This window comes from Sphingopyxis sp. NFH-91, from assembly GCF_021401285.1.
Classification (GTDB): domain Bacteria; phylum Pseudomonadota; class Alphaproteobacteria; order Sphingomonadales; family Sphingomonadaceae; genus Sphingopyxis; species Sphingopyxis terrae_A.
Genome location: NZ_JACBGA010000003.1, coordinates 385,644 through 411,312 on the forward strand (window position 1 = coordinate 385,644; position 25,669 = coordinate 411,312).

The 25,669-nt window shown below is 66.4% G+C and carries 27 protein-coding genes; 13 read left to right on the forward strand and 14 right to left on the reverse strand.

What is annotated here, in order from left to right; all coding sequences use genetic code 11:
• The gene (locus tag L0963_RS10000; protein ID WP_234179346.1) at window positions 1–2,157 is read right to left on the reverse strand and encodes a S9 family peptidase; all 2,157 of its coding nucleotides are present in this window, start codon (window positions 2,155–2,157) and stop codon (window positions 1–3) included.
• A 70-nt stretch (window positions 2,158–2,227) separates the two neighbouring features.
• Here L0963_RS10000 and L0963_RS10005 point away from each other — a divergent pair, with 70 nt between their 5' ends.
• The 6 genes from L0963_RS10005 (at window position 2,228) to L0963_RS10030 (ending at window position 7,238) form a co-directional block, all read left to right on the forward strand.
• The gene (locus L0963_RS10005) at window positions 2,228–4,054 is read left to right on the forward strand and encodes an aminopeptidase P family protein (RefSeq protein WP_062901262.1); all 1,827 of its coding nucleotides are present in this window, start codon (window positions 2,228–2,230) and stop codon (window positions 4,052–4,054) included.
• Between the two features lie 10 nt (window positions 4,055–4,064).
• Window positions 4,065–4,526, forward strand: a complete 462-nt coding sequence (locus L0963_RS10010; RefSeq protein ID WP_062901263.1) for an acyl-CoA thioesterase — start codon at window positions 4,065–4,067, stop codon at window positions 4,524–4,526.
• Window positions 4,527–4,802: 276 nt separating this feature from the next.
• Complete coding sequence (locus L0963_RS10015; RefSeq protein ID WP_234179347.1) at window positions 4,803–5,267, forward strand: hypothetical protein; 465 nt, start codon at window positions 4,803–4,805, stop codon at window positions 5,265–5,267.
• A 26-nt stretch (window positions 5,268–5,293) separates the two neighbouring features.
• Window positions 5,294–6,244 (forward strand): bifunctional diaminohydroxyphosphoribosylaminopyrimidine deaminase/5-amino-6-(5-phosphoribosylamino)uracil reductase RibD, encoded by a 951-nt coding sequence (gene ribD / locus L0963_RS10020; protein ID WP_062903051.1) that lies wholly within the window; start codon window positions 5,294–5,296, stop codon window positions 6,242–6,244.
• Window positions 6,245–6,252: 8 nt separating this feature from the next.
• Complete coding sequence (locus L0963_RS10025; protein WP_062901265.1) at window positions 6,253–6,879, forward strand: riboflavin synthase; 627 nt, start codon at window positions 6,253–6,255, stop codon at window positions 6,877–6,879.
• Window positions 6,876–7,238: a hypothetical protein gene (locus L0963_RS10030; RefSeq protein ID WP_062901266.1), complete on the forward strand. Its 363-nt coding sequence runs from the start codon at window positions 6,876–6,878 to the stop codon at window positions 7,236–7,238. The genes L0963_RS10025 and L0963_RS10030 overlap by 4 nt, the downstream gene beginning before the upstream one ends.
• 9 nt (window positions 7,239–7,247) lie before the next feature.
• Here the strand turns inward: L0963_RS10030 and L0963_RS10035 are convergent, their stop codons facing one another.
• The 6 genes from L0963_RS10035 to L0963_RS10060 form a co-directional block, all read right to left on the reverse strand.
• Window positions 7,248–7,718 (reverse strand): MmcB family DNA repair protein, encoded by a 471-nt coding sequence (locus L0963_RS10035; RefSeq protein ID WP_003046818.1) that lies wholly within the window; start codon window positions 7,716–7,718, stop codon window positions 7,248–7,250.
• 13 nt (window positions 7,719–7,731) lie between these two features.
• Complete coding sequence (gene ssb / locus L0963_RS10040; RefSeq protein ID WP_062901267.1) at window positions 7,732–8,277, reverse strand: single-stranded DNA-binding protein; 546 nt, start codon at window positions 8,275–8,277, stop codon at window positions 7,732–7,734.
• Between the two features lie 31 nt (window positions 8,278–8,308).
• A complete protein-coding gene (gene feoB, locus L0963_RS10045; RefSeq protein ID WP_062901268.1) occupies window positions 8,309–10,180 on the reverse strand; it encodes a ferrous iron transporter B in 1,872 nt (623 codons plus the stop codon).
• On the reverse strand, window positions 10,177–10,428 hold the full coding sequence (locus L0963_RS10050; protein ID WP_003046824.1) for a FeoA family protein: 252 nt from the start codon (window positions 10,426–10,428) through the stop codon (window positions 10,177–10,179). The genes feoB and L0963_RS10050 overlap by 4 nt, the downstream gene beginning before the upstream one ends.
• A gap of 63 nt (window positions 10,429–10,491) precedes the next feature.
• Window positions 10,492–11,178: a COQ9 family protein gene (locus tag L0963_RS10055; RefSeq protein ID WP_202988420.1), complete on the reverse strand. Its 687-nt coding sequence runs from the start codon at window positions 11,176–11,178 to the stop codon at window positions 10,492–10,494.
• Complete coding sequence (locus L0963_RS10060; RefSeq protein WP_062901269.1) at window positions 11,178–12,110, reverse strand: DMT family transporter; 933 nt, start codon at window positions 12,108–12,110, stop codon at window positions 11,178–11,180. Before L0963_RS10060 ends, L0963_RS10055 begins: the two co-directional genes overlap by 1 nt.
• Before the next feature lie 111 nt (window positions 12,111–12,221).
• Between L0963_RS10060 and L0963_RS10065 the strand changes: the two genes are divergently transcribed.
• Window positions 12,222–13,307, forward strand: a complete 1,086-nt coding sequence (locus L0963_RS10065; RefSeq protein ID WP_062901270.1) for an alkene reductase — start codon at window positions 12,222–12,224, stop codon at window positions 13,305–13,307.
• Between the two features lie 128 nt (window positions 13,308–13,435).
• Here the strand turns inward: L0963_RS10065 and L0963_RS10070 are convergent, their stop codons facing one another.
• From L0963_RS10070 to L0963_RS10085, 4 genes are read right to left on the reverse strand one after another with little or no spacing between them, the layout of a single operon-like run.
• Window positions 13,436–14,098 carry a hypothetical protein gene (locus L0963_RS10070; RefSeq protein WP_234179348.1) on the reverse strand — a complete coding sequence of 221 codons (663 nt, stop codon included), beginning with the start codon at window positions 14,096–14,098 and terminating at the stop codon, window positions 13,436–13,438.
• The gene (gene ribH / locus L0963_RS10075; RefSeq protein WP_062901272.1) at window positions 14,091–14,516 is read right to left on the reverse strand and encodes a 6,7-dimethyl-8-ribityllumazine synthase; all 426 of its coding nucleotides are present in this window, start codon (window positions 14,514–14,516) and stop codon (window positions 14,091–14,093) included. Before ribH ends, L0963_RS10070 begins: the two co-directional genes overlap by 8 nt.
• A complete protein-coding gene (gene ribB / locus L0963_RS10080; protein WP_062901273.1) occupies window positions 14,516–15,790 on the reverse strand; it encodes a 3,4-dihydroxy-2-butanone-4-phosphate synthase in 1,275 nt (424 codons plus the stop codon). The genes ribH and ribB overlap by 1 nt, the downstream gene beginning before the upstream one ends.
• Window positions 15,791–15,846: 56 nt before the next feature.
• Window positions 15,847–16,467, reverse strand: coding sequence for an ankyrin repeat domain-containing protein (locus L0963_RS10085; protein ID WP_003046841.1), 621 nt, complete (start codon window positions 16,465–16,467; stop codon window positions 15,847–15,849).
• An 84-nt stretch (window positions 16,468–16,551) separates the two neighbouring features.
• Here L0963_RS10085 and L0963_RS10090 point away from each other — a divergent pair, with 84 nt between their 5' ends.
• The 3 genes from L0963_RS10090 to L0963_RS10100 are packed head-to-tail and all read left to right on the forward strand — an operon-like array spanning window position 16,552 to window position 18,355.
• A complete protein-coding gene (locus tag L0963_RS10090; protein ID WP_234179349.1) occupies window positions 16,552–17,196 on the forward strand; it encodes an SCO family protein in 645 nt (214 codons plus the stop codon).
• Window positions 17,193–17,633, forward strand: coding sequence for a YcgN family cysteine cluster protein (locus tag L0963_RS10095; protein WP_003046846.1), 441 nt, complete (start codon window positions 17,193–17,195; stop codon window positions 17,631–17,633). The genes L0963_RS10090 and L0963_RS10095 overlap by 4 nt, the downstream gene beginning before the upstream one ends.
• Window positions 17,633–18,355: a M48 family metallopeptidase gene (locus tag L0963_RS10100; RefSeq protein WP_186401394.1), complete on the forward strand. Its 723-nt coding sequence runs from the start codon at window positions 17,633–17,635 to the stop codon at window positions 18,353–18,355. The genes L0963_RS10095 and L0963_RS10100 overlap by 1 nt, the downstream gene beginning before the upstream one ends.
• Before the next feature lie 3 nt (window positions 18,356–18,358).
• Here L0963_RS10100 and L0963_RS10105 read toward each other — a convergent pair whose 3' ends face one another.
• Both L0963_RS10105 and msrB read right to left on the reverse strand, forming a co-directional pair.
• A complete protein-coding gene (locus L0963_RS10105) occupies window positions 18,359–20,569 on the reverse strand; it encodes a transglycosylase domain-containing protein (protein ID WP_442800559.1) in 2,211 nt (736 codons plus the stop codon).
• A gap of 54 nt (window positions 20,570–20,623) precedes the next feature.
• A complete protein-coding gene (gene msrB, locus L0963_RS10110; RefSeq protein WP_003046857.1) occupies window positions 20,624–21,019 on the reverse strand; it encodes a peptide-methionine (R)-S-oxide reductase MsrB in 396 nt (131 codons plus the stop codon).
• A 148-nt stretch (window positions 21,020–21,167) separates the two neighbouring features.
• Between msrB and L0963_RS10115 the strand changes: the two genes are divergently transcribed.
• The 3 genes from L0963_RS10115 to L0963_RS10125 all read left to right on the forward strand — a co-directional run bounded on the left by L0963_RS10115 (window position 21,168) and on the right by L0963_RS10125 (window position 24,711).
• On the forward strand, window positions 21,168–21,677 hold the full coding sequence (locus tag L0963_RS10115) for a DUF4402 domain-containing protein (protein ID WP_062901276.1): 510 nt from the start codon (window positions 21,168–21,170) through the stop codon (window positions 21,675–21,677).
• Window positions 21,678–22,034: 357 nt separating this feature from the next.
• Window positions 22,035–23,483 (forward strand): hypothetical protein, encoded by a 1,449-nt coding sequence (locus L0963_RS10120; protein ID WP_234179350.1) that lies wholly within the window; start codon window positions 22,035–22,037, stop codon window positions 23,481–23,483.
• Between the two features lie 43 nt (window positions 23,484–23,526).
• Entirely contained in the window at window positions 23,527–24,711 is a 1,185-nt protein-coding gene (locus tag L0963_RS10125) for a M23 family metallopeptidase (RefSeq protein WP_234179351.1), read from the forward strand.
• Here the strand turns inward: L0963_RS10125 and L0963_RS10130 are convergent.
• Window positions 24,708–25,592 (reverse strand): LysR family transcriptional regulator, encoded by an 885-nt coding sequence (locus L0963_RS10130; protein WP_234179352.1) that lies wholly within the window; start codon window positions 25,590–25,592, stop codon window positions 24,708–24,710. The genes L0963_RS10125 and L0963_RS10130 overlap by 4 nt on opposite strands.
• Between the last annotated feature and the right edge of the window lie 77 nt (window positions 25,593–25,669).

A 25,669-nucleotide genomic window follows, 5' to 3' on the forward strand; every position in this document is an offset into this window, starting at 1 on the left:
CTATTTCTCCACCCCCAACTGCGTCAGCACGAAGGCATATTCCTCGGCATCTTCGTGGAGCGCGCCCCAGCGGCCCGACTTGCCGCCATGGCCCGCGCCCATGTTGGTGCGCAGCAGCAGCGTCGCGTCGTTCGTGCGCGTCGCGCGGAGCTTGGCGACCCATTTGGCGGGCTCCCAATAGGTCACGCGCGGGTCGTTGAGGCCGGCCGACACCAGCATCGGCGGATAGGCTTTCGCCGTCACATTGTCGTAGGGGCTGTAGCTCAGCATATAATCGAACGCCGCCTTGTCGGTAACCGGATTGCCCCATTCGGGCCATTCGCCTGGGGTCAGCGGCAGCGTTTCGTCGACCATCGTGTTGATGACATCGACGAAGGGAACCCCCGCGAGCACCGCGCCCCACAGCTCGGGCGCCTCGTTATAGATCACGCCCATCACCTGCCCGCCCGCCGAGCGGCCTTCGACCGAAATCCTGCCGGCGCTGGTGTAGTTTTTCGCGATCAGCCCCCTCGCGACATCGATGAAGTCGTTGAACGTGTTCTTGCGCTCGGTCGTCTTGCCCGCGAGATACCAGCCGCGGCCCAGATCGTCGCCGCCGCGGACATGCGCGATCGCATAGATCATGCCGCGATCGACGAGGCTGAGCCGCGTGGTCGAAAAGCCCGGCGGGACGCGATAGCCGTATGAGCCATAAGCATAGAGATGCATCGGCGCGCTGCCGTCGAGCTTGGTGCCCTTTTTGTAGACGAGCGAGGCGGGGATCATCGTCTTGCCGTCGCGGCTCGGAAGATTAACCCATTCGGTTACATATTGAGTTGCATCGTAACCCGACGGGATTTCCTGCACCTTGAGCGTTTCGAGCGTTCCGGTCGCCAGATCATAATCATAGACCGTGTCGGGGGTGACCATCGATTCATAATCGAGCCGCAGCTTGTCCTGATGATATTCGGGATTGTCACCGAGGCCCGCCACATAGGTCGCCTCGGGAAATTTGATCCGGCCGGGGGTCAGCGGCGCGTCATAGCGGCGTATATCGACCTGATCGAGCCCGTCCTCGCGCGCTTCGATGACGAAATAGTCGCGGAATATCGACAGGCCGGTGATGTAACTATGGTCCGATCCGGGGATCAGCGTGGTCCACCTGCCCGGATCCTTCACGCTCGCGGTGGCGATGCGGAAGTTGGGATGCTCGTCATTGGTGTGGATGTAGAGCGTGCCGTCGCGCTCATCGACGCTGTACTCGCGGCCCTTCTGGCGCGCCGACACCAGTTGCATCGGCGCTTCCGGGTTATCGGCGGGAAGAAGATAGACCTCGCTCGTCTCGTTATCGCCCGTCGCGATCACGATATAATTGTCGGCGGCGGTCTTGCCGATCCCCACCCCGAAGCCGATGTCGGGTTCCTTGTAGAGAAGCTTGTCGTCGGCAACACTCGTCCCGAGCTTGTGCAGCCGGACATTGTCGGTGCGCCAATTCTCGTTCGCGAGGCCATAGAGGATCGCGTCGTTCCCCGACGTCCAGACGAGCGAGGACAGCGTGCCCGGGATAACGTCGGGCAGCTGTTCGCCCGTTTCGAGATTGCGGATGCGCGCCTCGAAGCGTTCGGAGCCATTTTCATCGAAGCTATAGGCCATCAGCCGGCCGTCGGGGCTGATCGACAGTTCGGCGAGGCGGAAATATTCCTTGCCCTCCGCCATCGCGACCTCGTCGAGGATCAGCTGGGTCTGGCCCGCGCCGGACGCGGGCTTGCGATACCATTTCTTATATTCGGCGCCCTCGTCAAATTCGACCCAATAGAGCCAGTCGCCGTCCTTCTGCGGCACCGACGAATCGGCTTCCTTGATGCGCCCCTTCATCTCCTGAAACAACGTCTCGACCAGCTTCGCGTGCGGCTTCATCGCCGCATCGAAATAGGCGTTTTCGGCCTTCACATAATCGAGGATGTCCGCGTCATCGATCACCGGATAGCTCTGGTCGCGGAGCCAGAAATAGGGATCGGACAGCGTTTTGCCGTGCAGCGTGACTTCGTGCGGCCGCCTGTCGGCGACCGGGGCGGCGGGGCTGGTGGTCAATATCGTCTCTTTCTCTTCGGCGAACGCGCTGCCGGGCGCGACAAGCGGGGTGGTAATTGCGGCCAGAAACATCCAAATAGCGCGCATCAAGAAAACCCCCGCAGCGTCGCCCCGGTCGGGCAGGAATTGGCTGCGATGTAGAAACAAGGAACAGCGCATGTCCACCCCCGACCATGCAGACCGCCTCGCCCGCCTGCGCGCCGAACTCGCGCGCCGGGGCCTCGACGGCTTTGTCGTGCCAATCAGCGATGAGCATTTGAGCGAATATGTCGGCGCCTATGCACAGCGCATGGCGTGGCTAACCGGCTTCGGCGGATCGGCCGGAACCGCCGCAGTGTTGCCGGCGAAGGCGGCGGTGTTCGTGGACGGCCGCTATACGGTGCAGGTGCGCGACCAGGTCGACGGATCGCTTTATGACTATGTCGGGGTGCCGCAGTCGAGCGTCGCCGAATGGCTGGGCGCCAATGTCAGCGCCGGGCAGAAGATCGGCTATGACCCCTGGTTGCACGGCATCGACTGGGCGCGTGGCCTTGCGGCGGCGCTGACCGCAAAGGGCGCCAGCCTGATTGCAGTCGACAGCAACCCCATCGACGCAGTGTGGGATGACCAGCCGGCGCCGAGCGCCGCGCCGATCGCCGTCTATGATACCGAGCAGGCGGGGCAGTCGGCGGCCGACAAGCGCGGCGTGATCGCCGACTGGCTGAAGGGGCAGGGGCTCGACACCACCGTGATGACCGCGCTCGATTCGATCGCCTGGACCTTCAACATCCGCGGCGAAGACGTCAGCCACACGCCCGTCGGGCTTGCCTTTGCGCTGCTCCACGATGACGCCACCGCCGACCTGTTCGTTGCGCCCGAAAAGATTACCGACGCGGTGCGCGCGCATCTCGGCAACAGCGTGCGCATCCACGACCGCGCCGCCTTCGATCCTGCGCTCGCCGCACTGGCGGGCAAGCGTGTCGCGGTCGATCCCGACCGCGCGGTCGCTGCAATCTTCACCGCGCTTGAAGGCGCGGGCGCAAAGATCGCGCGCCACCGCGACCCGGCGGTGCTGCCCAAGGCGATCAAGAACAGCGCCGAGCTTGCCGGCACGCGCGCCGCGCACGTCCGCGACGGCGTCGCGGTCGCGCGCTTCCTCAAATGGATGGAAGAGGTCGCGCCGAAGGGCGGGCTCGACGAACTCGGCGCGGCGGCGAAATTGCGCGCCTTTCGCGACGAAAGCGGCGTTTTGAAGGATCTGTCCTTCGATACCATCTCGGCCGCCGGTCCCAACGGCGCGCTGCCGCATTACAAGGTCGATGAAACGACCAATCGCGCGATCGAGACGGGCACGCTCTATCTCGTCGATTCGGGCGGGCAATATGCCGATGGCACGACCGACATCACGCGCACCATCGCGATCGGCGAACCCAGTGCCGAAATGCGCCGCCGCTTCACCCAGGTGCTGAAGGGGCATATCGCGCTCGCAACCGCGCGCTTTCCCAAGGGGACGCGCGGAAGCCAGCTCGACATCCTCGCGCGCCAGTATCTGTGGGCCGACGGGGTCGATTATGCGCATGGCACCGGCCACGGCGTCGGTGCCTATCTGGCGGTCCACGAAGGGCCGCAGCGAATTGCCAAGCCCGCCGGCGGGCAGGCAGGAACCGAGGAGCCGCTCCACGCGGGCATGATCCTGTCGAACGAGCCCGGCTATTACAAGGCGGGCCATTTCGGCATCCGCATCGAGAATCTAGTGGTGGTCGAACCCGTCCGGATCGAGGGGGCCGAGGAGGATATGCTGGGCTTTGAAACCATCACCTTCGCCCCGATCGCGCGCAATCTGATCGTCGGGGCGATGCTGTCGCCCGCCGAGGCGGACTGGCTCGACGCCTATCATGCCGAGGTGGTCGAGAAGCTGTCGCCGGGGATGGTCGCCGCCGACCGCGAATGGCTGGCCGCCGCCTGCGCGCCGATCGATCGCGGCGTCGCCGCGCTCGCGGCCTGAGAGGCGCGGCATGGACCGGGCCAACTGGGCAGTCCCGCGCGCCGATTTTCGCGTCCAGCAGGATGTGCGCGTCCGCTTCAACGAGATCGACGGCCAGAATATCGTCTTCAGCGGCAATTATCTGATCTACGCCGACATCGGCGTGACCGAATATTTTCGCGCGCTGGGCGAAGGGCAGCCGGGCCCCTATTTTCACCAATATGGTACAGATATCCGCGAAGTACATAGCGAAATCGACTATCACGCGCCGGCCCGGCTCGATGAGTTGATCACCATCGCGGCGCGCGTCAGCCACTTCGGGCGGACGAGCTTCACGCTGCACTGTGCAATATTTCGCGCCGCCGAACGGCTGACCGATATCGAGATCAGCTACGCCCATCTCGACCTCGATACGGGCAAGCCGACGGCGCTTCCGGGGAGCTTTATCGCCGAAGTCCGGCGATTCGAAACCCGCTTGCCCATTCAGGATTGAGGTAGGCGGTTCGCGCCGAACGTCGCCGATTCGCGTTTCTCCACCAAAAAGGTCGAAAAAAAAGGGCCGCCCGAGGGCGACCCTTGAAAGTTTTTGGGAGAGGATGCCTAAAAGGCAAGTGTGATATTGCACTGCACAATTGATTGTGCAACTGCGAAATAAGCATCCGGCATTGCAAAATTTGCAATCGTTGGCATCGATAGCATGCAAAGCATGCAATCCTCTCCGCGCGCACACCCCCTCGCAAATCGGCGCGACATCGCCTAGATTGGCGCCATGTCTATGCTCAAAAATTGGGATGTCGGCGGCGGCCTGTCGGATTTCTGGGCCTACATCCGCGAACCGCGCCCGCACCGCTGGACGGTGTGGGGCCTCGCGATCGTGCTGCCGCTGCTGATCTTCTACGGCTTTTCCAAATATCTTGTGCCCTACGAAAGGCCCAAGCCGCAGATCATCTATTTCGAAAACTGGAAGGCCGACCGCAGCGAAGCGGAGATACGCGCCGACTGGGTGGCACGCGCCAAGGAAACGACGCGCGCCAACGCCAAGCGCCGCGCCGAATTCCAGCGGCTCGCGGACATGATGGGGGTCGAGTATGACGCCAGCGAAGCCGAGAAGGTGACGCGCGAGACGCTGGGCAAGGAAGCCGACGCCATCGAAAAGAAACCCGAGCCGCCAAAGCGCTCGACGCTCGCAGAGCGGGCAGCGCGTGGCGCGGCGGCGCCCGCGACCCAGCCCTGACCCCGGTGCGCGCCGATGCCGAGTGGATGGCCGCGGCGATCGCGCTGTCGCAGCGCGGGCGCCCCGATGCCGCACCCAACCCCAATGTCGGCTGCCTGATTGTCAAGAACGGCCGCGTCGTCTCGCGCGGCTGGACGCAGGCGGGCGGCCGGCCGCATGCCGAAGCGATGGCACTGGCGGCGGCGGGCGACGCCGCGCACGGCGCAACCGCCTATGTCAGTCTGGAACCCTGCGCCCATGCGAGCACCCGCGGCCCGTGCTGCGCCGACTTGCTGATCGCCGCTGGCATCCCACGCGTCGTCGTCGCCGCGCAGGATCCCGATCCGCGCACCGACGGACAGGGCATCGCCCGGCTGCGCGCGGCAGGAATCGCGGTCGAGAGCGGCCTGCTTTGCGGTGAAGCGCAGGCGGCGATGGCCCCCTGGTGGTCGCGCGCGACGCGCGGCCGGCCGTTCGTCACGCTGAAGCTCGCGACTTCGCTCGACGGCTGCATCGCGATGGCCGACGGTTCGAGCCGCTGGATCACCGGCGCCCCTGCACGCGCGCACGCGCATCTCGAACGCGCGCGGCATGGCGCGATCCTGGTCGGGCGCGGTACCTTCGAGGCCGACGCGCCGACACTCGACGTCCGCCTGCCCGGACTTGCGCCGCGGAGCCCGCAGCGCCTGCTCCTGACGCACGGCGATGCCCCCGACGGCTGGACCGCGCTCGCTGCGCCGGACGCTGTGGATGCGCTGCCGATCGATTCGCTGCTCGTCGAGGGCGGCGCCGGGGCGGCGGCTGCCTTTCTTGCCGCCGACCGCGTCGACCGGCTGCTTCTCTATCGCGCGCCGATCCTGATCGGTGCCGGCCGCCGCGCGCTTGGTGACATCGGCCTCGGCGATCTGGCGGGCGCGCACGGACGTTGGCGACCGGCCGACAGTCGGATGCTTGGCAGCGACCGGATCGACGTCTACGAGCGCATCAGGAAGGAATGACCGCCCCCATGTTTACCGGCATCATCACCGACATCGGCACCATCCGCAGCCGCGAGGATCGCGGCGACACGCGCCTCGTCATTGGCACCGGCTATGACGTCGACACGATCGACCTCGGCGCCTCCATCGCCTGTTCGGGCGCGTGCCTGACCGTCGTCGACAAGGGCGTCGATGACGGCAGCAACGGTCCCGGCGGCTGGTTCGCGATCGACGCGAGCGGCGAAACGCTGGCGCGCACCGCACCGGGCATGTGGGATGCAGGGCGCCGTCTGAACCTGGAGCGCGCGCTGCGCGTCGGCGATGAACTGGGCGGACATATCGTGACGGGGCACGTCGATGCAGTCGGCCGGATCGTCGGGGTCGATCCCGTCGGCGACAGCGTCAAATTGACCGTCGAGGCGCCGGCATCGCTCGCGCCGCATATTGCACCCAAGGGGTCGATCACGCTCGACGGCATATCGCTGACCGTGAACGATGTGGCCGACCAGCCGGAGGGTACCGCGCATTTCACGCTGAACATCATCCCGCACACGCAGGAGATGACGACGTTGAACGAAGTGGCGGTCGGACGTCCGGTCAATCTCGAGATCGACGTCCTCGCGCGCTATCTCGCTCGGATGCAGGCGCGCGGATGAGCGACCCGCGCCGCCAGGCGATCGTCCGGCTGCGCATCGCGATCTGGGCCTGCGCCATCCTGCTGTTCGCGATCCAGTTCGTCCATCACGCAATCGGCCTGTTCCTGCCCGCGATGGCGCTTGCGCTCGTGCTGCTCGCCGCGGCGGTCCAGCATGTCGAAACGCGTCTGCAGCGGCCGGCCAAAAGCTATGCGCGGGTTGTGGTCGCATCGGCGGCGGCGGCGCTGCTGTTCATCGCGCTGCCTGCCTATTGGCACGGCATCATGTGGATCGGTGCGCTGCTTTGGGTCGGCTTTACCGCCGCCGGGCTTGCCTGGTGCATCCAGTATGAGCGCACCGAGCCGCTCGACCGCCCCTGAAACAGGCCGTCAGCGCTCGGCCCAGCCGGCCGCGATTTCGGGATCGGCGGCAATCATCGAACGGCGCATCGCGAGCCGGCCGATCCGCAGCAGTTCGGCCTTGCGCCGCGCGGGCGCGAGATTGCAGCTCGCGGCCTCGCGCACCACGGCGGCGCCATAGCGGTCGGCGACGATCAGGCCCGAGGTTTCGGGGCGGTAGCCCTCGGTCTCGAGGATCGCGGGGTCGAGGCCAGACGCGAGCGCCCAATAGAAGCGGTCGCACCAGTCGCAATAGTCGGGCCATTTGCCGTCGCCGTGCAGATCGGCGCGGCTAACCTTTATCTCGACGATCGTGATATGGCCCTTCGCGTCGATCGCGGTGAGGTCAGTACGGCGGCCGTTGGGGAGCGTCACCTCGGGGATCGCGACGAGCCCCTGCTGCGCGAACAGCCGGCACACGCCGCGCGCGACGTCCGCGGCGGTCAGCAGGTCACTCGCCATCGCTCAGAAACCCTCAGAAGGGGACGTCGTCGTCCAGATCGTCGTCGAACGGCGGACGTCCGCCGCCCGAGGCGCCGCCGCCGCCCTGGTTCCAGCCGCCGCCCGAACTGCCGCCGGACGCGGCGCCACCCTGATCCCAGCCGCCGCTCGATCCGCCGCCCTGCGACCAGCTATCGCCGCCGCGCGAGCCGCCGCCGCCGCCGCCAGGCGCACCGTCGAGCATGGTCAAGGTGCCGCCCATGCCAGCGACGACGACTTCGGTCGTGTAGCGATCATTGCCGTCACGGTCCTGCCACTTGCGAGTGCGCAAGGATCCTTCGATATAAACCTTCGAGCCCTTTTTAAGGTAGCGCTCGACGACGCCGACGAGGCCGTCGCCGTTGATGACGACATTGTGCCATTCGGTGCGCTCCTTGCGCTCTCCGGTCATGCGGTCCTTCCACTGTTCGGAGGTCGCGATGCGGATATTGGCAATCTTGCCGCCGTTCTGGAACGACTTGATTTCGGGATCGGCGCCCAGATTGCCGATCAGAATAACTTTGTTGACGCTGCCAGCCATGCCGCTCCGCTCCGCTTGAATGTTGGAAGGATCAGCCTAGTCCAAAGGCGACGGCTGTCCAGTAGGTGATACCTGCCGCGGCATAGGCGAGCGCGAACAAATAGCCAACCATGAACAGCGGCCATTTCCACCCATTGGTCTCGCGCCGGGTGATCGCGATCGTCGAGATACATTGCGGGGCAAAGACGAACCAGGCGAGAAAGGCGAGCGCGGTCGCGATGCTCCAGCGTCCCTGAAGCCGCTCGCTGAGCGATTGCGCAACGGCATCCTCGTCATCGCCCGCGTCGATCGCATTGGCGGTTGCGAGCGCCGAGACGGCCACCTCGCGCGCCGCCATCGCAGGGATCAGCGCGAGTGCGATGTCGTGATTGAAGCCGATGGGTTTGACCACGACTTCCAGTCCGCTCGCGATGCGGCCGGCGATACTGTAATCGACCTGGCGGACGTCGCCGCCCGCCGGCGCCTGCGGATAGCTGAGCAGCAGCCACAGCACCGCGGTGGTCGCGGCGATGATCGTGCCCGCGCGGCGCAGGAAGATCCACGCCCGCTGCCATAGCGCGATGCCGACATCGCGCAGCCGCGGCCATTGATAGCGCGGCATTTCCATCATGAAGCCCGCCGCATTGCCCTTGGTCACCGACCGCCGCAGCACGAAGGCGACGACCAGCGCGCCGACGATGCCCGACACATAGAGGCCGAACAGCACGAGTCCCTGCAGGCCAACGGGCGATCCGCCGACGCTGCGGTTCGGGATGAAGGCGCCGATGATCAGCGTGTAGACGGGAAGCCGCGCCGAACAGGTCATCAGCGGGGCGATCAGGATCGTCGTCAGCCGGTCTTTCGCATCGGGAATCGCGCGCGTCGCCATGATACCGGGAACCGCGCAGGCGAAGCTGGAGAGCAGCGGGATGAACCCGCGTCCCGACAAACCGACCTTTGCCATGATCCCGTCCATCAGGAAGGCGGCGCGGGTCATATAGCCCGAGGCTTCGAGCAGCAGGATGAAGAGGAAGAGAATCAGGATCTGCGGCAGGAAAACGACGACCGCGCCGACGCCGGCGAGCAGTCCTTCGACCACCAGCCCGCGCAGGAAGCCCGCGGCCATGTGATCGCTCGCCAGCGCCTGCAACGCGGCGATGCCGTCCTCGATCCAGGCGATCGGTGCTTCGGACCAGGCGTAGACCGCTTGGAACATCACGAACATCAGCGCGAGCAGGATCAGCAGCCCGAAGACCGGATGTAGCGCTACCGCATCGACGCGCTGCGTCCAGCGGCGCACCGGCGTTTCGGCGAGCGTCGCGGCGCGCGCGATGGCGCGAGCGCGCTGGTGCAGCGCGGTGTCGCCGGGCGGCGGCGCCGGCTGGTCGGTCGCCGACAGGCCGTGCGAGAGGAGCGCGCCATCGACCGCCGCAAGCAATTCGGTCAGGCCGCGCTTGCGCACCGCAACGGTGGGCACCACTGGCACGCCGAGTTCGGCGGCAAGCCGGTCGGGATCGAGCGTCAGCCCGTCGCGCTCCGCCAAGTCGAGCATGTTGAGCGCGATGACGGTCGGCAGGCCGAGCGCGATCAGTTCGAGCGCGAAGCAGAGATGATTGTCGAGGTTCGCCGCGTCGACGACGACGATCAGTGCGTCGGGGCGCTTCTCGCCCGTCTGGCGGCCGAGCACAACGTCGCGCGTCACCGCCTCGTCGGGGCTGGCGGGCGACAGGCTGTAGCTGCCCGGCAGATCGACCAGCGCGAGCGGCCGGCCGTCGGCAAAGCTCGCATGGCCCGATTTGCGTTCGACCGTGACGCCCGGATAATTGGCGATCTTCTGCCGCGCGCCGGTCAGCGCGTTGAACAGGCTCGATTTGCCGGCGTTCGGATTGCCGACCAGTGCGATCGTGGGTGCGGGGCCGGTCATGTCGTCGCCGGTTCGACCTCTATGGCGGCGGCCTGCTTGCTGCGGATGATGACTTTCATCCGCCCGATCGTCAGCGCGAGAGGATCGCGCGAGAACAGGCTGCCGCGATGCAGCGGGGTGACTTCGCTCCCCTCCAGCAAGCCGAACTCGCGCAGCCGGCGCCCTTCGTCGTGCGACATCGACGTCCAGTCGATGCGCGCGATGCGCACCGCGATGCCAAGCGGGGAGGAATCGAGCTTCGCGATCATTTGCGAGCGATTATCAATAACAGCAGCGAAGCGCCAGCCCCAAAATTTGCCGGCGCCGCCGCCTCAGCGTCCCGGGTAGCGCAGCCGCCCCACGAAGCGCGCGAGGCTGGGCCGTTCGATGCGGTGCGCAGCGCGGCGGTGCTTCCACGCTTCGAAGCGCATCACATTGTCGATCCGCCGCGCAAGGAAGGCACGCGTTTCAGCAAAATTTTCGCTCTCGTCGTTGAGGAAGACCGCCATCGTCGATCCATAGACCCCGGTCAGGATCGCGCGCTTGCTGTAGTGATTATAGTCGGTCGCGGTGTCGCCCGCGAGGCGCCACATCAGGTCGGCGGCGCGCCAGCCGAGCTTGGCCGCGTGCGGGGCATTGCCCGGCAGCGCGAGCAAGGCCAGCGCGCGGCGCAGCGATTCGCGGTTGGGCGCGAGCAGATCGATCCGGGTTTCGACGAGCCGAGTGATGCGCTCGCGAATCTTCATCGTCGCGAGCGTTTCCGCCGGGCAGCGCTCCGCCATCGCGGCATCGATCGTCGCAAACCAGGCGTCGACCATGTCGCGCGCACCGCCCGGAAAGGCTAGCCGCGCGACGTCGCGGTCGACCCCGAGCGCGTCGGCAGCTTCGTCGAGCGTGGCGGCGGTGAAGCCGTCGAAGGCAGCGGAAGCCGCGACAAGCGGCGCCAGCGCGGCGCGAATCTCGTCGAGCGTCGGATCGGCGGGCAGAGTTGCGGCGGACGGATGCTGAGCCATGACCATCAGATAGGCGCCGCGCGGCGGCTCGGCAACCGAATCAGCACCAGCGCCGCGGCAACCATCGCGCCGCCGAACAATTCCATCGCGCTGAGCGTCTCGCCGAAGATCAGCCACCCCGCGGTCGCCGCGACCACCGGCTGGACGAGCAGGGTCAGGCCGACGACGAGCGGCGAGAAGCGCGGCAATGCCCAGATGAGCAGCCCCTGCCCGACCAGCTGGCTCATCAGCGCCAGCACGATCAGCGGGGTCCAGTCGTGCGGCAGGATCGCTTCGCCGAAGAGCAGCGCCGTGCCGAGCAGCACCGGGATCCCCGCCGCCGACGATATGGCGAGCGCCGACCAGGGGCCGATGTCGCCGCGCACCCGCTGCATCATCAGAACATAGCCCGTATAGAGCGCCCCGGCGAAAAGGCTGAGCAGATCGCCAACGAGATAGGCGGCCGACGCTTCATAGCTCTGCCCCATCAGCAGCGCCGACCCCGCGAAGGCTAGCAGCACCGCCACCGCCTGCCACCCGCGCGGCAGGGTGCGCGCGACCGCAATCCCCCACAGCACGAGGAGCAGGCTGGCGCTGTTGCCGAACAGCGTCGCATTGGCGACCTTGGTCTGAAGGATGCCGAGATGCCAGGCGGCAAGATCGAGCGCGAAGAAGAGCCCCGCCCCCGCCGCCACCGTCAGCGCGCCGCGCGGCGGCAGGCGACCGCCCGTTTCGCGCCGCATCAGCAGCGCGAGCAGCGGCAGCGCGAGCGCGAGTCGCCAGAAGGCCGCGGCCACGGGACCGGTATCGGCGAAGCGCACCACCATCGCGGTCAGCGACAGCGCCAGATTGCCACCGACAAGCGCGGCAAAGGCCCATCGGTTCACCGTGGCGGCGACCGGTTTGGCCACCGGATCGACCGGCGAAATGGTGGGCGGGCTGATTGGCTTGTTGCTCATTTAGATTTTCTTTTGCTACCCACCATTGTGCAGCGGCCGCCGCATCCATAGCTTCGGCGGCCATAGCGGCGACAGCACGGGCCGTCGCCGGTAAAGTGAAAGGTGGAATCTATGCCCGCATCGCTTCTCGACCCGATCAAGCTTGGCGCGATCGACGCGCCCAACCGCATCCTCATGGCGCCGCTGACGCGCGGCCGCGCCGGCCCCGGTTTCGTTCCCAACGAACTTGCGGTCGAATATTATCGCCAGCGCGCCTCGGCCGGGCTGATCATCTCCGAAGCGACGGGAATTTCGCAGGAAGGGCTCGGCTGGCCCTCGGCGCCGGGACTGTGGACCGACGCACAGGTCGAAGGCTGGAAACCCGTCACCGAGGCGGTCCACGCCGCGGGCGGGCGCATCGTCGCGCAGCTGTGGCACATGGGCCGGCTCGTCCATTCGGTGTTCAACGACGGCAAGCAGCCGGTGTCGGCTTCGGCAACGAAGGGCGAAGGTCGCGCGCACACGCCGGTCGGGCGGCTCGAGCTCGAAGAAGCGCGCCCGCTGCGCCTCGACGAGATTCCGCGCGTGATTGCCGATTATGTCGCGGCTGCCGAAAATGCGAAGCGCGCCGGGTTCGACGGTGTGCAACTGCACGGCGCCAACGGCTATCTGATCGACCAGTTCCTGCGCGACGGCACCAATTTGCGCGACGATGATTATGGCGGTCCGGTCGAAAACCGCATCCGTCTGCTCCGCGAAGTGACCGAAGCGCTGATCGGGGTGTGGGGCAAGGATCGCGTCGCGGTGCGCCTGTCGCCCAATGGCGAGACGCAGGGTGTCGACGACAGCGCGCCCGAAATACTGTTCCCCGCCGCCGCCGCGGCGCTCGACGCGCTGGGCATCGCTTTCCTCGAACTGCGCGAACCCGGCCCCGACGGCACCTTCGGCAAAACCGACGTGCCCAAGCAGTCGCCGGCGATCCGTCAGGTCTTCAAGGGGCCGCTGGTGCTCAACAGCGATTATGACGTGGCGAAGGCCGAAGCCGATCTGGCGAGCGGCCTCGCCGATGCGATCAGTTTCGGGCGGCCCTTCATCGGCAATCCCGATCTGGTCGAACGCATCCGCACCGGCGCGGCCTGGGCCACCGACAATCCGCAGAGCTGGTACTCGCCCGGGCCCGAGGGCTATATCGACTATCCGGCGCTGGTCGCCGCCTAGATCAGATCAGACAACAATTTCGTGTGTCCCCGCGAAGGCGGGGACACACTTCCGGTCGGTTTCAGATTGCGCCGGCTGAAGATGGGCCACCCGCCTTCGCGGGGCACGCTATCTTCAGTCGACGGGCGTTATCCCCTCTCGGCGACCGCCTTGTCGACGATTCCCGCACCGATCGGCGCCAATATCTTGCCGCCGAACTGGAACAGCAGAAAGGCCGCGACAAAGGCCGCTACCGGCATGATGAGCAGCAGGAAGACGAAGATCGCGAGCCCGATCGCGAAGATCGTCACGAAGCCGCCGCTCAGGGTCGATTGCCCGCTCGCGCCGAGTTCGATCGTCCGCGGCCCCTTTGCATCCCACCATTTCGACGTGACCACCGTCTTGCGCGAACCGCGATCTGGTTGCGGCGCCGGACGAGACCGCGATGCCGGGATCGGAGCGGCTTCGGGGACATGCGCCGGGATTCGCGCCGGCACGGAGGCGCGCGCTGGCGGCGCGGCGGGCGTGTCGCCCCAGGGCTGGCGCGCCCTGGCCTGGGCGCCGCGCGCAGCGATCGCCTCACGCAGCCGATCAGCGGGAGCTGTGCCGGCAATCGTAGCGGGGGCTTTGATAGGTTCCGGCATCTCTTCGCGCGGTGCCGGCAGGGCGGGTTCGAGGCCCCGGCGCCGATCGTGTTCGGCCATGCGCTGTGCCGCGGTCGGCGGGGTTCCGCCGGTCGCGCGGTCGATCACCACCAGCCGGCCGCCGCGTTCGACGACGGAATATCGGCCGGGAGGAGTGCGATCAAGCAACGCCGAACTGATCCTTCAATGCGAGCATCGCGAGTGCGGCCTTCGCCGCCTCGCCGCCCTTATCCTTGCGCGTCTTGTCGGCGCGCGCAAGCGCCTGTTCCTCATCCTCGACGGTCAGGATGCCGTTGCCGATGGCAAGGCCGTCGAGCGTCAGCGCCATGATGCCGCGCGCGCTTTCGTTCGACACCACTTCGAAATGATAGGTTTCGCCGCGGATGACGACGCCAAGCGCGACATAGCCGTCAAAGCGGCCGCTCTGATCGGCAAGTGCGATCGCCGCCGGAACCTCGAGCGCGCCGGGAACGGTCACGACCTCGTGGCTGTGCCCCTCGGCCTCGAGCGCGCTGCGCACGCCATCGATCAGCATGTCGTTGAGATGGGCATAGAAACGCGCTTCGACGATCAGGATATGGGCCATCATTCTTCTCCGGGGATTGCGCGTTCGCCGACGACCGACAGGCCATAGCCTTCCAGCCCGACGAGATTATTATGCGAAGGCGTCAGAAGCTCCATCGCATGAACGCCGAGGTCGACGAGGATTTGCGCGCCGATGCCGTAGGTGCGCAGATCCATGCCGCCGGTCGGCGGCGGGGCCGCGTCGGCGGCGGCCGAGCCGGGGAGCGGGCGCATGAGCATGACGATGACCCCCGATCCTTCGGCGCCGATCGCCTCCATCGAGCGTTGCAGGCGGCGCTTGCGGGGGCCCGGGCGGCCCATGATATCGTCGAAGATCGACACGGCGTGCATCCGCACCAGCGTCACGCCATCGGGATCGACCGCGCCCTTCTGCAGCACCAGATTGACGCTGCCGTCGACCTTGTTGCGATAGGATTTGAGCCGCCAGTCGCCGCCATAATCCGATTCGAAGGGTTCGTCGGCGACACATTCCACCAGCCGGTCGGTGCGGCTGCGATAGGCGATCAGGTCGGCGATCGTGCCGATCTTCAGCCCGTGGCGCCGCGCGAACGGGATCAGGTCGTCGAGCCGGGCCATCGTCCCGTCGTCGTTCATGATCTCGCAGATCACGCCCGAGGGATTGAGGCCGGCGAGGCGCGCGATGTCGACCGACGCCTCGGTATGGCCGGCGCGCACCAGCACGCCGCCGTCGCGCGCGATCAGCGGAAAGACATGCCCGGGCGTGACGATATCGTCGCGCCCCTTGGCGGCGTCGATCGCGACCGACACGGTGCGCGCACGGTCGGCGGCGGAAATGCCGGTGGTCACGCCCTCGCGCGCTTCGATCGAGGTGGTGAAGGCGGTTTCGTGGCGGGTGCCGTTGTTGCGGCTCATCAGTTCGAGGCCCAGCGTTTCGACCCGCGACCGCGTCAGCGTCAGGCAGATCAGGCCGCGGCCGTGCGTCGCCATGAAATTGACCGCATCGGGGGTCGCCATCTGCGCCGGGATGACCAGATCGCCCTCATTTTCGCGATCCTCGTCGTCGACTAGGATGAACATGCGGCCGTTGCGCGCCTCGGCGATGATTTCCTCCGGCGTCGCCATCGGCGACAGGTCGCTGCCGTGCGCGAGCCAATTCTCGAGCTTGCGCAGCGTTTCGGCGGTGGGGTTCCAGCCCGGCGATTCCATGTCGCGCAGGCTGTTGGCGTGGAGGCCGGCCGCGCGCGCAAGCCCCGAGCGGGACATGCTGCCGTCGTCGACGATGGCGCGGATGCGATCGATAAGTTGCGTAGACATGCCCCGCAATTATCACATCATAATGTGATTCCCAATAGAGAAATCACATTGCGCTATTATTTGGGTCCGAAGATCGGTCCAAGATCGCGCAGCGGGGCATCGGGCTTGGCGTCGAGCAATTGCAGCATCTGGCCGGTCCGGTCGTCGCGCTTCGCATAGTCGCGCGCCGACATGCCCGCAATATGATCCGATTTGTCGGGATTGGCGCCGTGGCGCATCAGCAGCCGGACCATCGCCGCATTCTTGGCCTGCACCGCCAGTATCAACGCCGTCTCGCCGCGGCGATTCGTCATGTCGACGATCGACTTGTCGGCTTCGATCAGTTCCTCGGCGCCGTCGGGATAGTTGAGCAGCGCCGCGTGCATCAGCGGCGTCACCCCCTGACGGTCGCCGATTTCGGGGTCGGCGCCCTTGCCGATCAGGAAGCGCAGCCACGTCGTGTCGCGGCGCTTGGTAACGATGATCAGCGCGGTTTCGCCGGTGTCGGGATGGCGCGTGTTGACCAGCGTCGAATCGTCCTTCAGCGCCTCGGTCGCCTTCGTTCCGTCGCGGTTCTCCACGGCCTGCAGAAAGGCGTAGCCGCCGCGGAATTGCGCATGCGCCGCGGTGCCGGCGCCGAGCGCGGCGGCGATCAGCAGGAGGAAGGAGGCGAGGCGAAGCTCCGCGCGTCGAAACATGATTGGGCGACCCCTGGCGATGATCGTCGCACGGCGCGACGAGAAAGGTTGATTTTCGTGGCCTAGCCCATCAAGGCTGGCCGCATGATGAACATGCCGAATATGGTCCGAAACGCCGGTCGCGCAAGCCTGCTTCTGATTTTTGGCGCGGCGCTCGCTGGGTGCAGCGCCCCGTCGGCGACGCAGGACGCGACCCCGCCGCTCGCCGGCGCGAAGATCGGCGGGCCGTTCAGCCTGATCGATCAGGATGGCAAGCCGGTACGCGACAGTGATTTTGCGGGCCGTTACCGCATCGTCTATTTCGGCTATAGCTATTGCCCCGATATCTGCCCGGTCGATGTGCAAAAGCTGATGCGCGGGCTGGCGGCGTTCGAGAAGGCCGATCCGGCGCGCGGCGCCAAGGTGCAGCCGATGTTCATCACCGTCGACCCGGCGCGCGACACGCCCGCCGTGCTCAAGGCCTTCGTCAGCCGGTACCACCCGCGCCTGATCGGGCTGACCGGCACCCCCGAACAGATCGCGGCGGTCGCGAAGGAATATGTCGTGTCCTTCCACAAGGTGGAGGGATCGGCGCCCGACCGCTATCTGATGGCGCATACGCAGCTCGCCTTCCTAATGGACCCGGCCGGCAAGCCGCTCGCGCTCCTGCCGCTCGATGACCCGTCGACCGACGTCGATGAAGGCGCGCCCGACAAGGTCGCCGCCGACCTTGGCAAGTGGGTGAAGTGACCGGGGCGGGGCGCCGCTTCTGGGAAGCGCCGCTCGCCTCGCTCGACGCGGGCGAGTGGGAGGCGCTGTGCGACGGTTGCGGCAAATGCTGCCTCCACAAGCTGGAGGATGAAGACAGCGGGCGCATCTATCCGACCAATGTCGCGTGCCGCCTGCTCGACTTGAAAACAGCGCGCTGCGGCGATTACAAGCATCGCCGCCGCCATGTCCCCGATTGCCTGACGCTGACCAAGCGCAGCGTCGCCGACATCGAATGGCTGCCGCAAACCTGTGCCTACCGCCTGCGCGCCGAGGGCGAGCCGCTGCCCGCATGGCATTATCTGGTCTGCGGCGATCCGGACGCGGTGCACCGGGCGGGCGAGTCGATCGTCGGTTGGACGGTGAGCGAGGATCGCGCCGGGCCGCTCGAAAACCATCTCGTCGAGCGCGTCGTCTGATGCGCCGCGAACGGGCCAGCGACGAGCGGCCGCATATCTGGGTCGGTGATACGCCGTGGCCGGTGCGGCTGGTCCCGCATGCGCAATCGCGGCGCTATCGCCTGGTCTTCGATGGCGCGCGCGGCGAGTTGCGGCTCACGCTACCGCGCCGGGCAAGCGCCGCGCGCGCGATCAAATGGGCGAGCGAGCAACAGGACTGGCTCGCCGAACAGGTCGGCAAGACCGCTGCGCCGGTCCAGGTCGGCCCCGGCACGGCGCTCCCACTGTTCGGCATCGAGCGCCGGATCGAATGGACGGCGACCGCCCCGCGCGCGGTTCGCGCCGAGGGCGACCGGCTGAGCGTCGGCGGCCCCGCCGAAACCGTCGGGCGCCGCATCGAGCGCTGGCTGAAGGCCGCGGCGCTCGACATCATGACGCGCGAGAGCCGAGAAATTGCCGCGCGCGCAGGACTGACCGTCGGCCGCGTCGGGGTCGGCGATCCGCGCAGCCGCTGGGGCAGCTGCACCCACGACGGCGACCTGCGCTACAGCTGGCGGCTCGTCATGGCGCCCGACCATGTCCGCCGCGCCACCGTCGCGCACGAGGTCGCGCATCTGCGGCATATGGACCATAGCGCCGCCTTTCACGCGCTGGTCGACGATCTGCACGATGGCGACGTCGGCGCGGCGCGCGCGTGGCTGCGCCGCGAAGGCCGCGGGCTGCACCGCTACCGTTTCACCTGATCCTTAATTGCCCTCGCCATTGGCGGGCGTACGCGCGGGCGGCGCCTTCAGCACCGGTGGCGGCGCCTTGGGCGGTGCTGGTGCGGGGGGACGCAGCTGCTGCGGGGCCGCCTTTGGCGCAGCGGCGCCATTGTCGGCGGGCGGCCGGCGCCCCGTCTGCTCCTCGATCCATTGCTGGTTGAGCACAGGGCCATCGGCGGGCGGCGGCGGGACCTCGCCCTGGGCGGTGTCGGGCGCAGCGGGCAGTTCGATCGGCATGCCATTTTCATCGACCATGCCGCCATTTTCCTCAGGTGCGCCGAAATAGGCCTCGTCATCGCCCTCAAGCTGCCATTCGGGCAGCTTGACCTCGGTATCGAAGGGCTCGACGGGGCGCCGTGCGACAGCGATGCGCATATAGTCGGCGAAGGCCTTGGCCGGCGCGCGGCCGCCCTGCAGCCCCCCGACCGCCTTGGCATCGTCGCGGCCCATCCAGACGCCGGTGGTCAGGCCGCTCGAAAAGCCGAGGAACCAGCCGTCCTTGTTGCTCGACGTCGTGCCGGTCTTGCCTGCCACCGGTCGGCCGATCTGCGCGGCGCGCCCTGTCCCCGTCGCGACTGCGGTTTGCAAGAGGTCGGTAATGCCCGCGGCAACCCAATTGTCGACGAGCACCTGCCCGCGCTCGGCCGGCTTCTGATAAAGGAGGCGCCCGTCGGCGGTCGTTACCTTGGTGATGCCATAGGGCTGCACCGACACCCCCTTGCGCGACACGGCGGCGAAGGCGGCGGTCATGTCGATCACCCGCACCTCGGCGCTGCCCAGCACCATCGACGGGTGGGTGTTAATAGGGGTCGTGATGCCGAAGCGGCGCGCCATGTTGGCGACCGACGAAAAGCCGATTTCATTGCCCAGCTTCGCCGCGATCGTGTTGACCGAATAAGCGAAAGCGGTGCGCAGGCTCATCGGCCCGGCGAAGCGGCCCGACGAGTTTTTCGGGCTCCAGCCGTTGATCGTCACCGGTTCGTCGACCACCTGATCGTCGACCTTATAGCCAGCTTCGAGCGCTGCCATGTAGACGAACAATTTCCAAGCCGACCCCGGCTGGCGCATCGCCTGCGTCGCGCGGTTGTAGTTGGAGGCGACATAGTCGGTGCCGCCGACCATCGCGCGCACGGCGCCGTCGCGATCGAGCGAGACGAGCGCCCCCTGCACGCCTTTCGGCGTGTCGGCCTGGATCGCCGCGGTCGCGGCGCGCTGCATGCCGAGGTCGAGCGTCGTGTAGACGTCGAGCGCCTCGGTGCCTTCGTCGATCAGCATGTCGAGCTGCGGCAGCGCCCAGTCGGTGAAATAGCGCGCGCTGTTCTGGCCCGTTTCTTGTGCCAGCTGGACATCGGCGGGCTTGGCACCGTCGGCCTGCGCCTGGGTGATGAAGCCCGCATCGACCATGGTTTCAAGCACGACCCCCGACCGGCCGAGCGCCGCCTGGGCATCGGCGGTCGGCGAATAGCGCGACGGCGCCTTGACCAGCCCCGCAACCACCGCCGCTTCGGACAGCGACATCTGGGTCGCGCTATGCCCGAAAAAGCGCCGCGATGCGGCGTCGATGCCGTAGCTTCCGCCGCCGAAATAGACCTTGTTCAGATAGAGTTCGAGGATCTCGTCCTTCGAGAATTTCCATTCAAGCGCGAGCGACAGGATCATTTCGCGCAGCTTGCGCGACCAGGTGTAGCTGTTCGACAGGAAGATATTGCGCGCCAGCTGCTGGGTGATCGTCGATGCGCCCTGCATCCGGCGCCCGGTGCCATAATGTTCGACCGCGAAGACAGCAGCGCGCGTCATTCCGACCGGATCGACGCCGGGATGATAGCGAAAGCGCCGGTCTTCGACCGCGACCATCGCATCCTGCATCACCTGCGGCGTTTCGCGCAGCGTCAGCCAGCGCCCGTAATTGGGGCCGAGCGACAGGAAGACGGTGCCGTCGGCGGCGTGGACGCGAATCGTCTGGCCCGCCGGCGACTTTTTCAGCTCCTCGAAGCTCGGGATGCGCTGCGCCGCAATGCCGACCGCGACCGCGACCGCGACGACCCCGACCAGCGCAAGCGCGAGGCCCCAGCGGAACAGACGGCGGAGCCAGAGGCGCAGGCCCGACGGCCCCCCGGAGCCGGGGCCCTTGCCCGAGCCTTTGCCTGACGATGATGATTTGGGGGCGGATGACGATTGTCGCTCGCGGCGCAAAATCCAGATTCCTTCTTTCGCTGCGCGGCGATGCGGCAGCCGGCCCGGCGGGGATCAGCCTTCGCCGGTCCCCGCCTCATCCTGCCCGCGGTCGGCGAAGTCAAGCGCCGCGCTGTTGATGCAATAGCGCAGCCCCGTCGGCCCGGGACCGTCGGGAAAGACATGGCCCAGATGCCCCTCGCACTTGGCGCAGCGCACTTCGGTGCGGATCATGCCATGGCTCATGTCGCGATGTTCGCTGACCGACGCGTCGCTGGCGGGCGCGGTATAGCTCGGCCAGCCCGAACCGCTGTCATATTTGGTGCGGCTGTCGAACAGCGGCGTGCCGCAACCGGCGCAGCGATAGAGGCCGTCGCCCTTGAAATCGGTATATTTGCCCGTGAAAGCGCGCTCGGTGCCGCCTTCGCGCAGTACATGATGGGCCATCGGGTCGAGTTGCTTGTCGGTCATGATGGGCTACTCCTGGGCGGCGCACGGGGGTGGGGAAGGGCGCCGCATGATGACCTGAATATCGGCGCGATGCCGCGCCCCCGCAAGGGGTAGCGTGGCCTGCTTTACCGCCGATTAACCACGATCGCGCTATGCCGAAGGGGTGATAATGCGTCTCCTCCTTGCCCTCCTGCTGTTCGGCGCGCCGCCTGCCCCCTTGGCCGCCCAGTGCCAATTGTGCCGCCAAGACGGCAAAGATGCCGCGATTGTGGCGCGCAAGGCGAGCATGCCGCTGCGCGTCGAGGTCGACACCCAGCTCGACCTGGGCCGCGTCGCGGTCGGCGCGAGCGGCGGCGAGATCGAGATCGATCCGCTCACCGGCGCGCGCCGCCTGCGCGGCGACGTGCGCGACCTCGGCGGCTTTGCGGTTACCGGCGTCGTCACCGTCAGCGGTGAGCCCGGCGCCGAAGTGCGTGTCACTCTGCCCCCGTCGGTCGATCTGGAGAGCGGCAGCGGCGCGAGCGCGCGCGTGACCGGGCTGGCAACCGACCTGGGCGCGGCGCCGCGGCTCGGCCCCGACGGCCGCCTCGTCTTCCGCTTCGGCGGACGGCTGCAGGTTGCCGGCGCCACCGACGGGGACTACCGCGGCCGCATTCCGGTGACGGTCGAATATCCGTAAACAGGCCCGCGTTCAGGCGAGAAAAGCCGCAACGCCAACGCCGCAAAATAGCTGCTCCGCGCCGACGTTCTTTCAATGCCGGGCGTGGCGCCGCCGCTTCTCCAGCCCGTCCATTGCTCCGAGGACCCAGATTCGGGAAGGGGCATCGACGCCCAGACTTCAATTCCTGCCTCGGGAGCGACCGTGAATTGTTGCCAAAACCGCGATTCCAAGCCTTGTGCCTGTATTAATCAAGCAATACAGTGTGGCCGTTCTGACGCCCTGCGAATCGAAACCGCGATGTTCAAAACTATTCTTTCATCACTGACCTTTTTCGGACTCTCCGTTGCGGCGCCGGCGCAAGCGCTCGAAGTTGAAATGACCTTTCTCGTTCCGGCACGGGATGCGGCGGGCCAGGCCATCACCGAGCGGCTGTCTGATGGCCGGGAGCTGCCGGTTGGCATGCCGATCGCCGAAGGCCCGCTGAAACGCAGGCTACTCGCAGCGACGGCGAGCGGGGTCGCTGCCCTGCTTCCCGATCTCGATCGGATGGCGCGGGCCAGAAGCCGGCAGACGTTCGACTGCCCCTCGATCGGCGGCGGCATCATCGTCTATCTTTCCGACGAAGACGGCGGTTTCGCCCGCAAAGACCTGTTCATCGAGGACGGCAAGGGGCGCCGCGCACTTTGCCGCGACTATTTCATCGATCTCACGGTCGATGAAGCCAGTATCGCCGACGGCCAGTTCGAAGAGGTGCTCGCGCATGAATTCGGCCATGTGCTTTTGCGCCGGCTCCTTGGCCCGATCCCCCCGACGCTGTCGCGAAATGGCCATTCGGTGCTTGTCACGACCGATCCGACGACCGCTTTCGACGAGGGTTTCGGTGAACATTTCCAGCCCCTGGCGCTGGCATTGACGGCGTCGGAGGGGTTTCGCGCCCGCGCGCGGTTCGGGGCACCATCGCCCGCCGACTATTGGCTCAGCCGCCGCGAGACTTGGCTGCGCGAGACGGCGATCCCGCAAGGCGGCTTTCTCTTCGGATCGGTCCGATCGGACCCGCAAGCTTCGGGGATCGAGGGATGGCGCCTCGCGCAAACCGATTATTCATTAGACCCCTGCAGCGTCAGATCGGGCGAGGCGCAGATGGCGTCCGAAGGCGTCGCCGCGACCATCTTCTACCGGCTCCTCGCAAAAAGCATGACGCGCGAGGCTTTGCTCGCTCGCTACGAAAAGCTGTTCACGATTCTCGCTCGGCGCGCGGACTGGCATGGCCGCGCGCCGCTGGTCGATCTGGTTCGCGACTGGGCCCGGCTCTATCCCGACGATGCAAAGCAGGTCACTCGTATTTTTCTCGAGGCCACCGGCGGCGCGACGGCGAGCGCGGACTTGCGCGACGCCACTGCGCGGCTTTCCTGTTCCGGTGCGCATGGCAAGCTTGCCGACTTTCTTCGCAATTTGCCGCTCTATCGCCAGGCCTTCGCCGCAGCTACCGATCAAGTCGCGGCGGGCAAGTTCGCGCTTGATGCGCACCTCGCTCCGGAACTCTGGATGACGAACCCCGACGTCCATATTCCCGCGGCGCCGTGGGACGAGAAATTGACTGAACCCTTGGTGGTCGACCTCAATACGGCCGACGCTACCAGCCTCGCCTATCTCCTCGCAGGCAAGCGCGATCTCGCATCGCGGCTGGTCAAGGCGCGCGACAGCGCGCGCTTTTCGAGCATCGACGAAGCCGTGACGAGGGCGAAGCTTACGTCTGGGGAGGCGAGCGAAATCGCCCGATTCCATCGGCAGATCGGCGATCTGCCGGCATTTACGCGGCGCTGAGCGGATGTCGATTTGGCAGCAAAGTGATGGGAGTATCGCAACTATGGCTCGGGTGAAGTTCGCCTTGTTGCTGCTATGCAGCACCATAGCGCCCTCCTTGTTGGGCAGTGAGATTGCCGCCGCCCGTCAAGAGCCGGCGCCCTCGGTAGTCCCCCTTGATGTTGAGTTCGGTAAAGCGCCTGCGCCGGTCGAGGCGTCCGGCCGCGACCATCTTCTCTACGAGATGCGATTGACCAACTATTCGGGGCGCACGATCATCCTGACGGAAATCGACGTCTTCGACAGCAACGGCGGCCGTCCACTCGGCGCATTTGCGGCGAAGGATTTAGCGACGATGATTGCGACGCCCGGACAGCAGAAAGAGGGCGCCGACCGTCTTCAGATCGGGCCTGGCAGCTTTGTCATGGTATATTTCGACACGGCGGTTCCCAAGGGGACAGGGGCCGGGTTGCGTCTTGGTCACCATATCCATGTGGCATCGGCATCAAGCGGGCCGCCCGACCCATCGCGCACTATTCTGGAAGTCCCGCCACTGACGGTGAGCGGCGAGGCTCCGCTGGTGGTGAACGCGCCCCTTGGGCCGGGCCACTGGCTCGCAGCCAATGCGCTGTCGAACGATTCCGATCACCGCCGAACGATCGCGGTCGTGGATGGCCAGGCCCGGATCGCGCAGCGCTATGCAATCGACTTCGTGAAGGTCGATGCGCATGGCCGTGCCTTTACGGGCGATCCTTCGAGGAACGAAAGTTGGTCCGGATATGGCGAACCGGTTCTGGCGGTCGCCGATGCGGTCGTCGAGGGCATCCTTGATGGCTTGCCCGACAACCAACCCCTGGCCCCGCCTGCCATCAAGATCGGCCTCGATACGATTGCCGGCAATCATATCGTCCTTCGGCTGCCGGGTGGAAACCGCGTCCTTTACGGACATCTCAAGCCCGGCAGCATCAGAGTGAAGGAAGGCGAGCGGGTGCGCATGGGCGAGGTGCTCGCGGCGCTCGGCAACTCGGGGCAATCCGATGCTCCGCACCTTCATATCCATGTCGCCGATGCAGCCTCGCCGCTGGGTGCAGATGGTCTGCCCTTCGCGTTTCGCACCTTCCGGCAGGAAGGCTATGCGCCGTCGCTCGATATTCTCGAAAACCCCGGCGGGTGGACCGGCCCCACAACATCCGGCGTCGATACGCGACATAAGGAACTGCCCACGGATCTGGCCGTCATCGCCTTTTAATCGCTCGCTGCCCCCTCGGGATCGAGTATCGCGCGCCCGGCAAGGACAATGTCCACAATATGATCAAGGACCGCCCGGATGCGCGGAGACCGACGAAGATCGGGATGAACAAGCAGCCAAAGCTCGCGGCTCGGTGGCGGTGAGGGTGTGGCCACCATCGCGAGCCGCTCGTCGGGGTCGCCGAGAAAACGCGGCAGAACCGCCAAACCCATCCCGGCAGCCGCCGCTTCGTGCAGCGTGGTCAATTCGTTGCTGCGAAATGCCAGGCGCAAGTCCGGCTCCAGACGTCGCAGCCATTGCTGTTGGAGCACATGATCGAGGCTATCGTCATAGCCGAGAAAATCGCGGTCGCAGGCTGCGGCTTTCGCAAGATAGTCCCGCTGGCCATAAAGACCGAAAGCCATCGTTCCGACACGCCGCGTCACGATCGAACCCGTCGTCGGCCGACTGAGACGGATCGCGATATCGGCATCCCGGCGCGACAAGCTGATGGCGCGGCTGTCGCCGGCAAGTTCGAGCTCGATCCCGGGATATCGGCGCCGAAGCGCCGTCAGGCGGGGCGCGATAAATCGGCTGGCGAATGTGGGCGGCGCGCTGATGCGCACCACGCCTGCCAGATCGGACTGCCGGCCTTGCGCCACGCGCGTGATGTTGAGCGTTTCCTCTTCGACGCGCGCCGCAATATCCGCGATCGCCTCGCCTTCGGCCGTAAGGCTGAATCCGCGACCGGACCGTTCGAATAGACGCATGCCAAGCCCTTCTTCGAGCGACGCAATACGGCGCGCGACCGTGCTGTGTTCTGCGCCCAGAGTGCGCGCCGCGGCCGAGAGTGTCCCCGACCGAAAAAGCGCCAGAAAATATTTCAGATCATCCCACTGCATCTGTGCATTTTTGCACAATAACTGGGCATACTAAAGGAATTACTGTGCGCGCACCCATGCCCTAAGCAGCCCGCTTT

Coding starts and splice junctions, on each gene's coding strand:
- L0963_RS10000 (WP_234179346.1), bottom strand. CDS start 2,157: ATGCGCGCTATTTGGATGTTTCTGGCCGCAATTACCACCCCGCTTGTC.
- L0963_RS10005 (WP_062901262.1), top strand. CDS start 2,228: ATGTCCACCCCCGACCATGCAGACCGCCTCGCCCGCCTGCGCGCCGAA.
- L0963_RS10010 (WP_062901263.1), top strand. CDS start 4,065: ATGGACCGGGCCAACTGGGCAGTCCCGCGCGCCGATTTTCGCGTCCAG.
- L0963_RS10015 (WP_234179347.1), top strand. CDS start 4,803: ATGTCTATGCTCAAAAATTGGGATGTCGGCGGCGGCCTGTCGGATTTC.
- ribD (WP_062903051.1), top strand. CDS start 5,294: ATGGCCGCGGCGATCGCGCTGTCGCAGCGCGGGCGCCCCGATGCCGCA.
- L0963_RS10025 (WP_062901265.1), top strand. CDS start 6,253: ATGTTTACCGGCATCATCACCGACATCGGCACCATCCGCAGCCGCGAG.
- L0963_RS10030 (WP_062901266.1), top strand. CDS start 6,876: ATGAGCGACCCGCGCCGCCAGGCGATCGTCCGGCTGCGCATCGCGATC.
- L0963_RS10035 (WP_003046818.1), bottom strand. CDS start 7,718: ATGGCGAGTGACCTGCTGACCGCCGCGGACGTCGCGCGCGGCGTGTGC.
- ssb (WP_062901267.1), bottom strand. CDS start 8,277: ATGGCTGGCAGCGTCAACAAAGTTATTCTGATCGGCAATCTGGGCGCC.
- feoB (WP_062901268.1), bottom strand. CDS start 10,180: ATGACCGGCCCCGCACCCACGATCGCACTGGTCGGCAATCCGAACGCC.
- L0963_RS10050 (WP_003046824.1), bottom strand. CDS start 10,428: ATGATCGCGAAGCTCGATTCCTCCCCGCTTGGCATCGCGGTGCGCATC.
- L0963_RS10055 (WP_202988420.1), bottom strand. CDS start 11,178: ATGGTCATGGCTCAGCATCCGTCCGCCGCAACTCTGCCCGCCGATCCG.
- L0963_RS10060 (WP_062901269.1), bottom strand. CDS start 12,110: ATGAGCAACAAGCCAATCAGCCCGCCCACCATTTCGCCGGTCGATCCG.
- L0963_RS10065 (WP_062901270.1), top strand. CDS start 12,222: ATGCCCGCATCGCTTCTCGACCCGATCAAGCTTGGCGCGATCGACGCG.
- ribH (WP_062901272.1), bottom strand. CDS start 14,516: ATGGCCCATATCCTGATCGTCGAAGCGCGTTTCTATGCCCATCTCAAC.
- ribB (WP_062901273.1), bottom strand. CDS start 15,790: ATGTCTACGCAACTTATCGATCGCATCCGCGCCATCGTCGACGACGGC.
- L0963_RS10085 (WP_003046841.1), bottom strand. CDS start 16,467: ATGTTTCGACGCGCGGAGCTTCGCCTCGCCTCCTTCCTCCTGCTGATC.
- L0963_RS10090 (WP_234179349.1), top strand. CDS start 16,552: ATGATGAACATGCCGAATATGGTCCGAAACGCCGGTCGCGCAAGCCTG.
- L0963_RS10100 (WP_186401394.1), top strand. CDS start 17,633: ATGCGCCGCGAACGGGCCAGCGACGAGCGGCCGCATATCTGGGTCGGT.
- msrB (WP_003046857.1), bottom strand. CDS start 21,019: ATGACCGACAAGCAACTCGACCCGATGGCCCATCATGTACTGCGCGAA.
- L0963_RS10115 (WP_062901276.1), top strand. CDS start 21,168: ATGCGTCTCCTCCTTGCCCTCCTGCTGTTCGGCGCGCCGCCTGCCCCC.
- L0963_RS10120 (WP_234179350.1), top strand. CDS start 22,035: ATGACCTTTCTCGTTCCGGCACGGGATGCGGCGGGCCAGGCCATCACC.
- L0963_RS10125 (WP_234179351.1), top strand. CDS start 23,527: ATGGCTCGGGTGAAGTTCGCCTTGTTGCTGCTATGCAGCACCATAGCG.
- L0963_RS10130 (WP_234179352.1), bottom strand. CDS start 25,592: ATGCAGTGGGATGATCTGAAATATTTTCTGGCGCTTTTTCGGTCGGGG.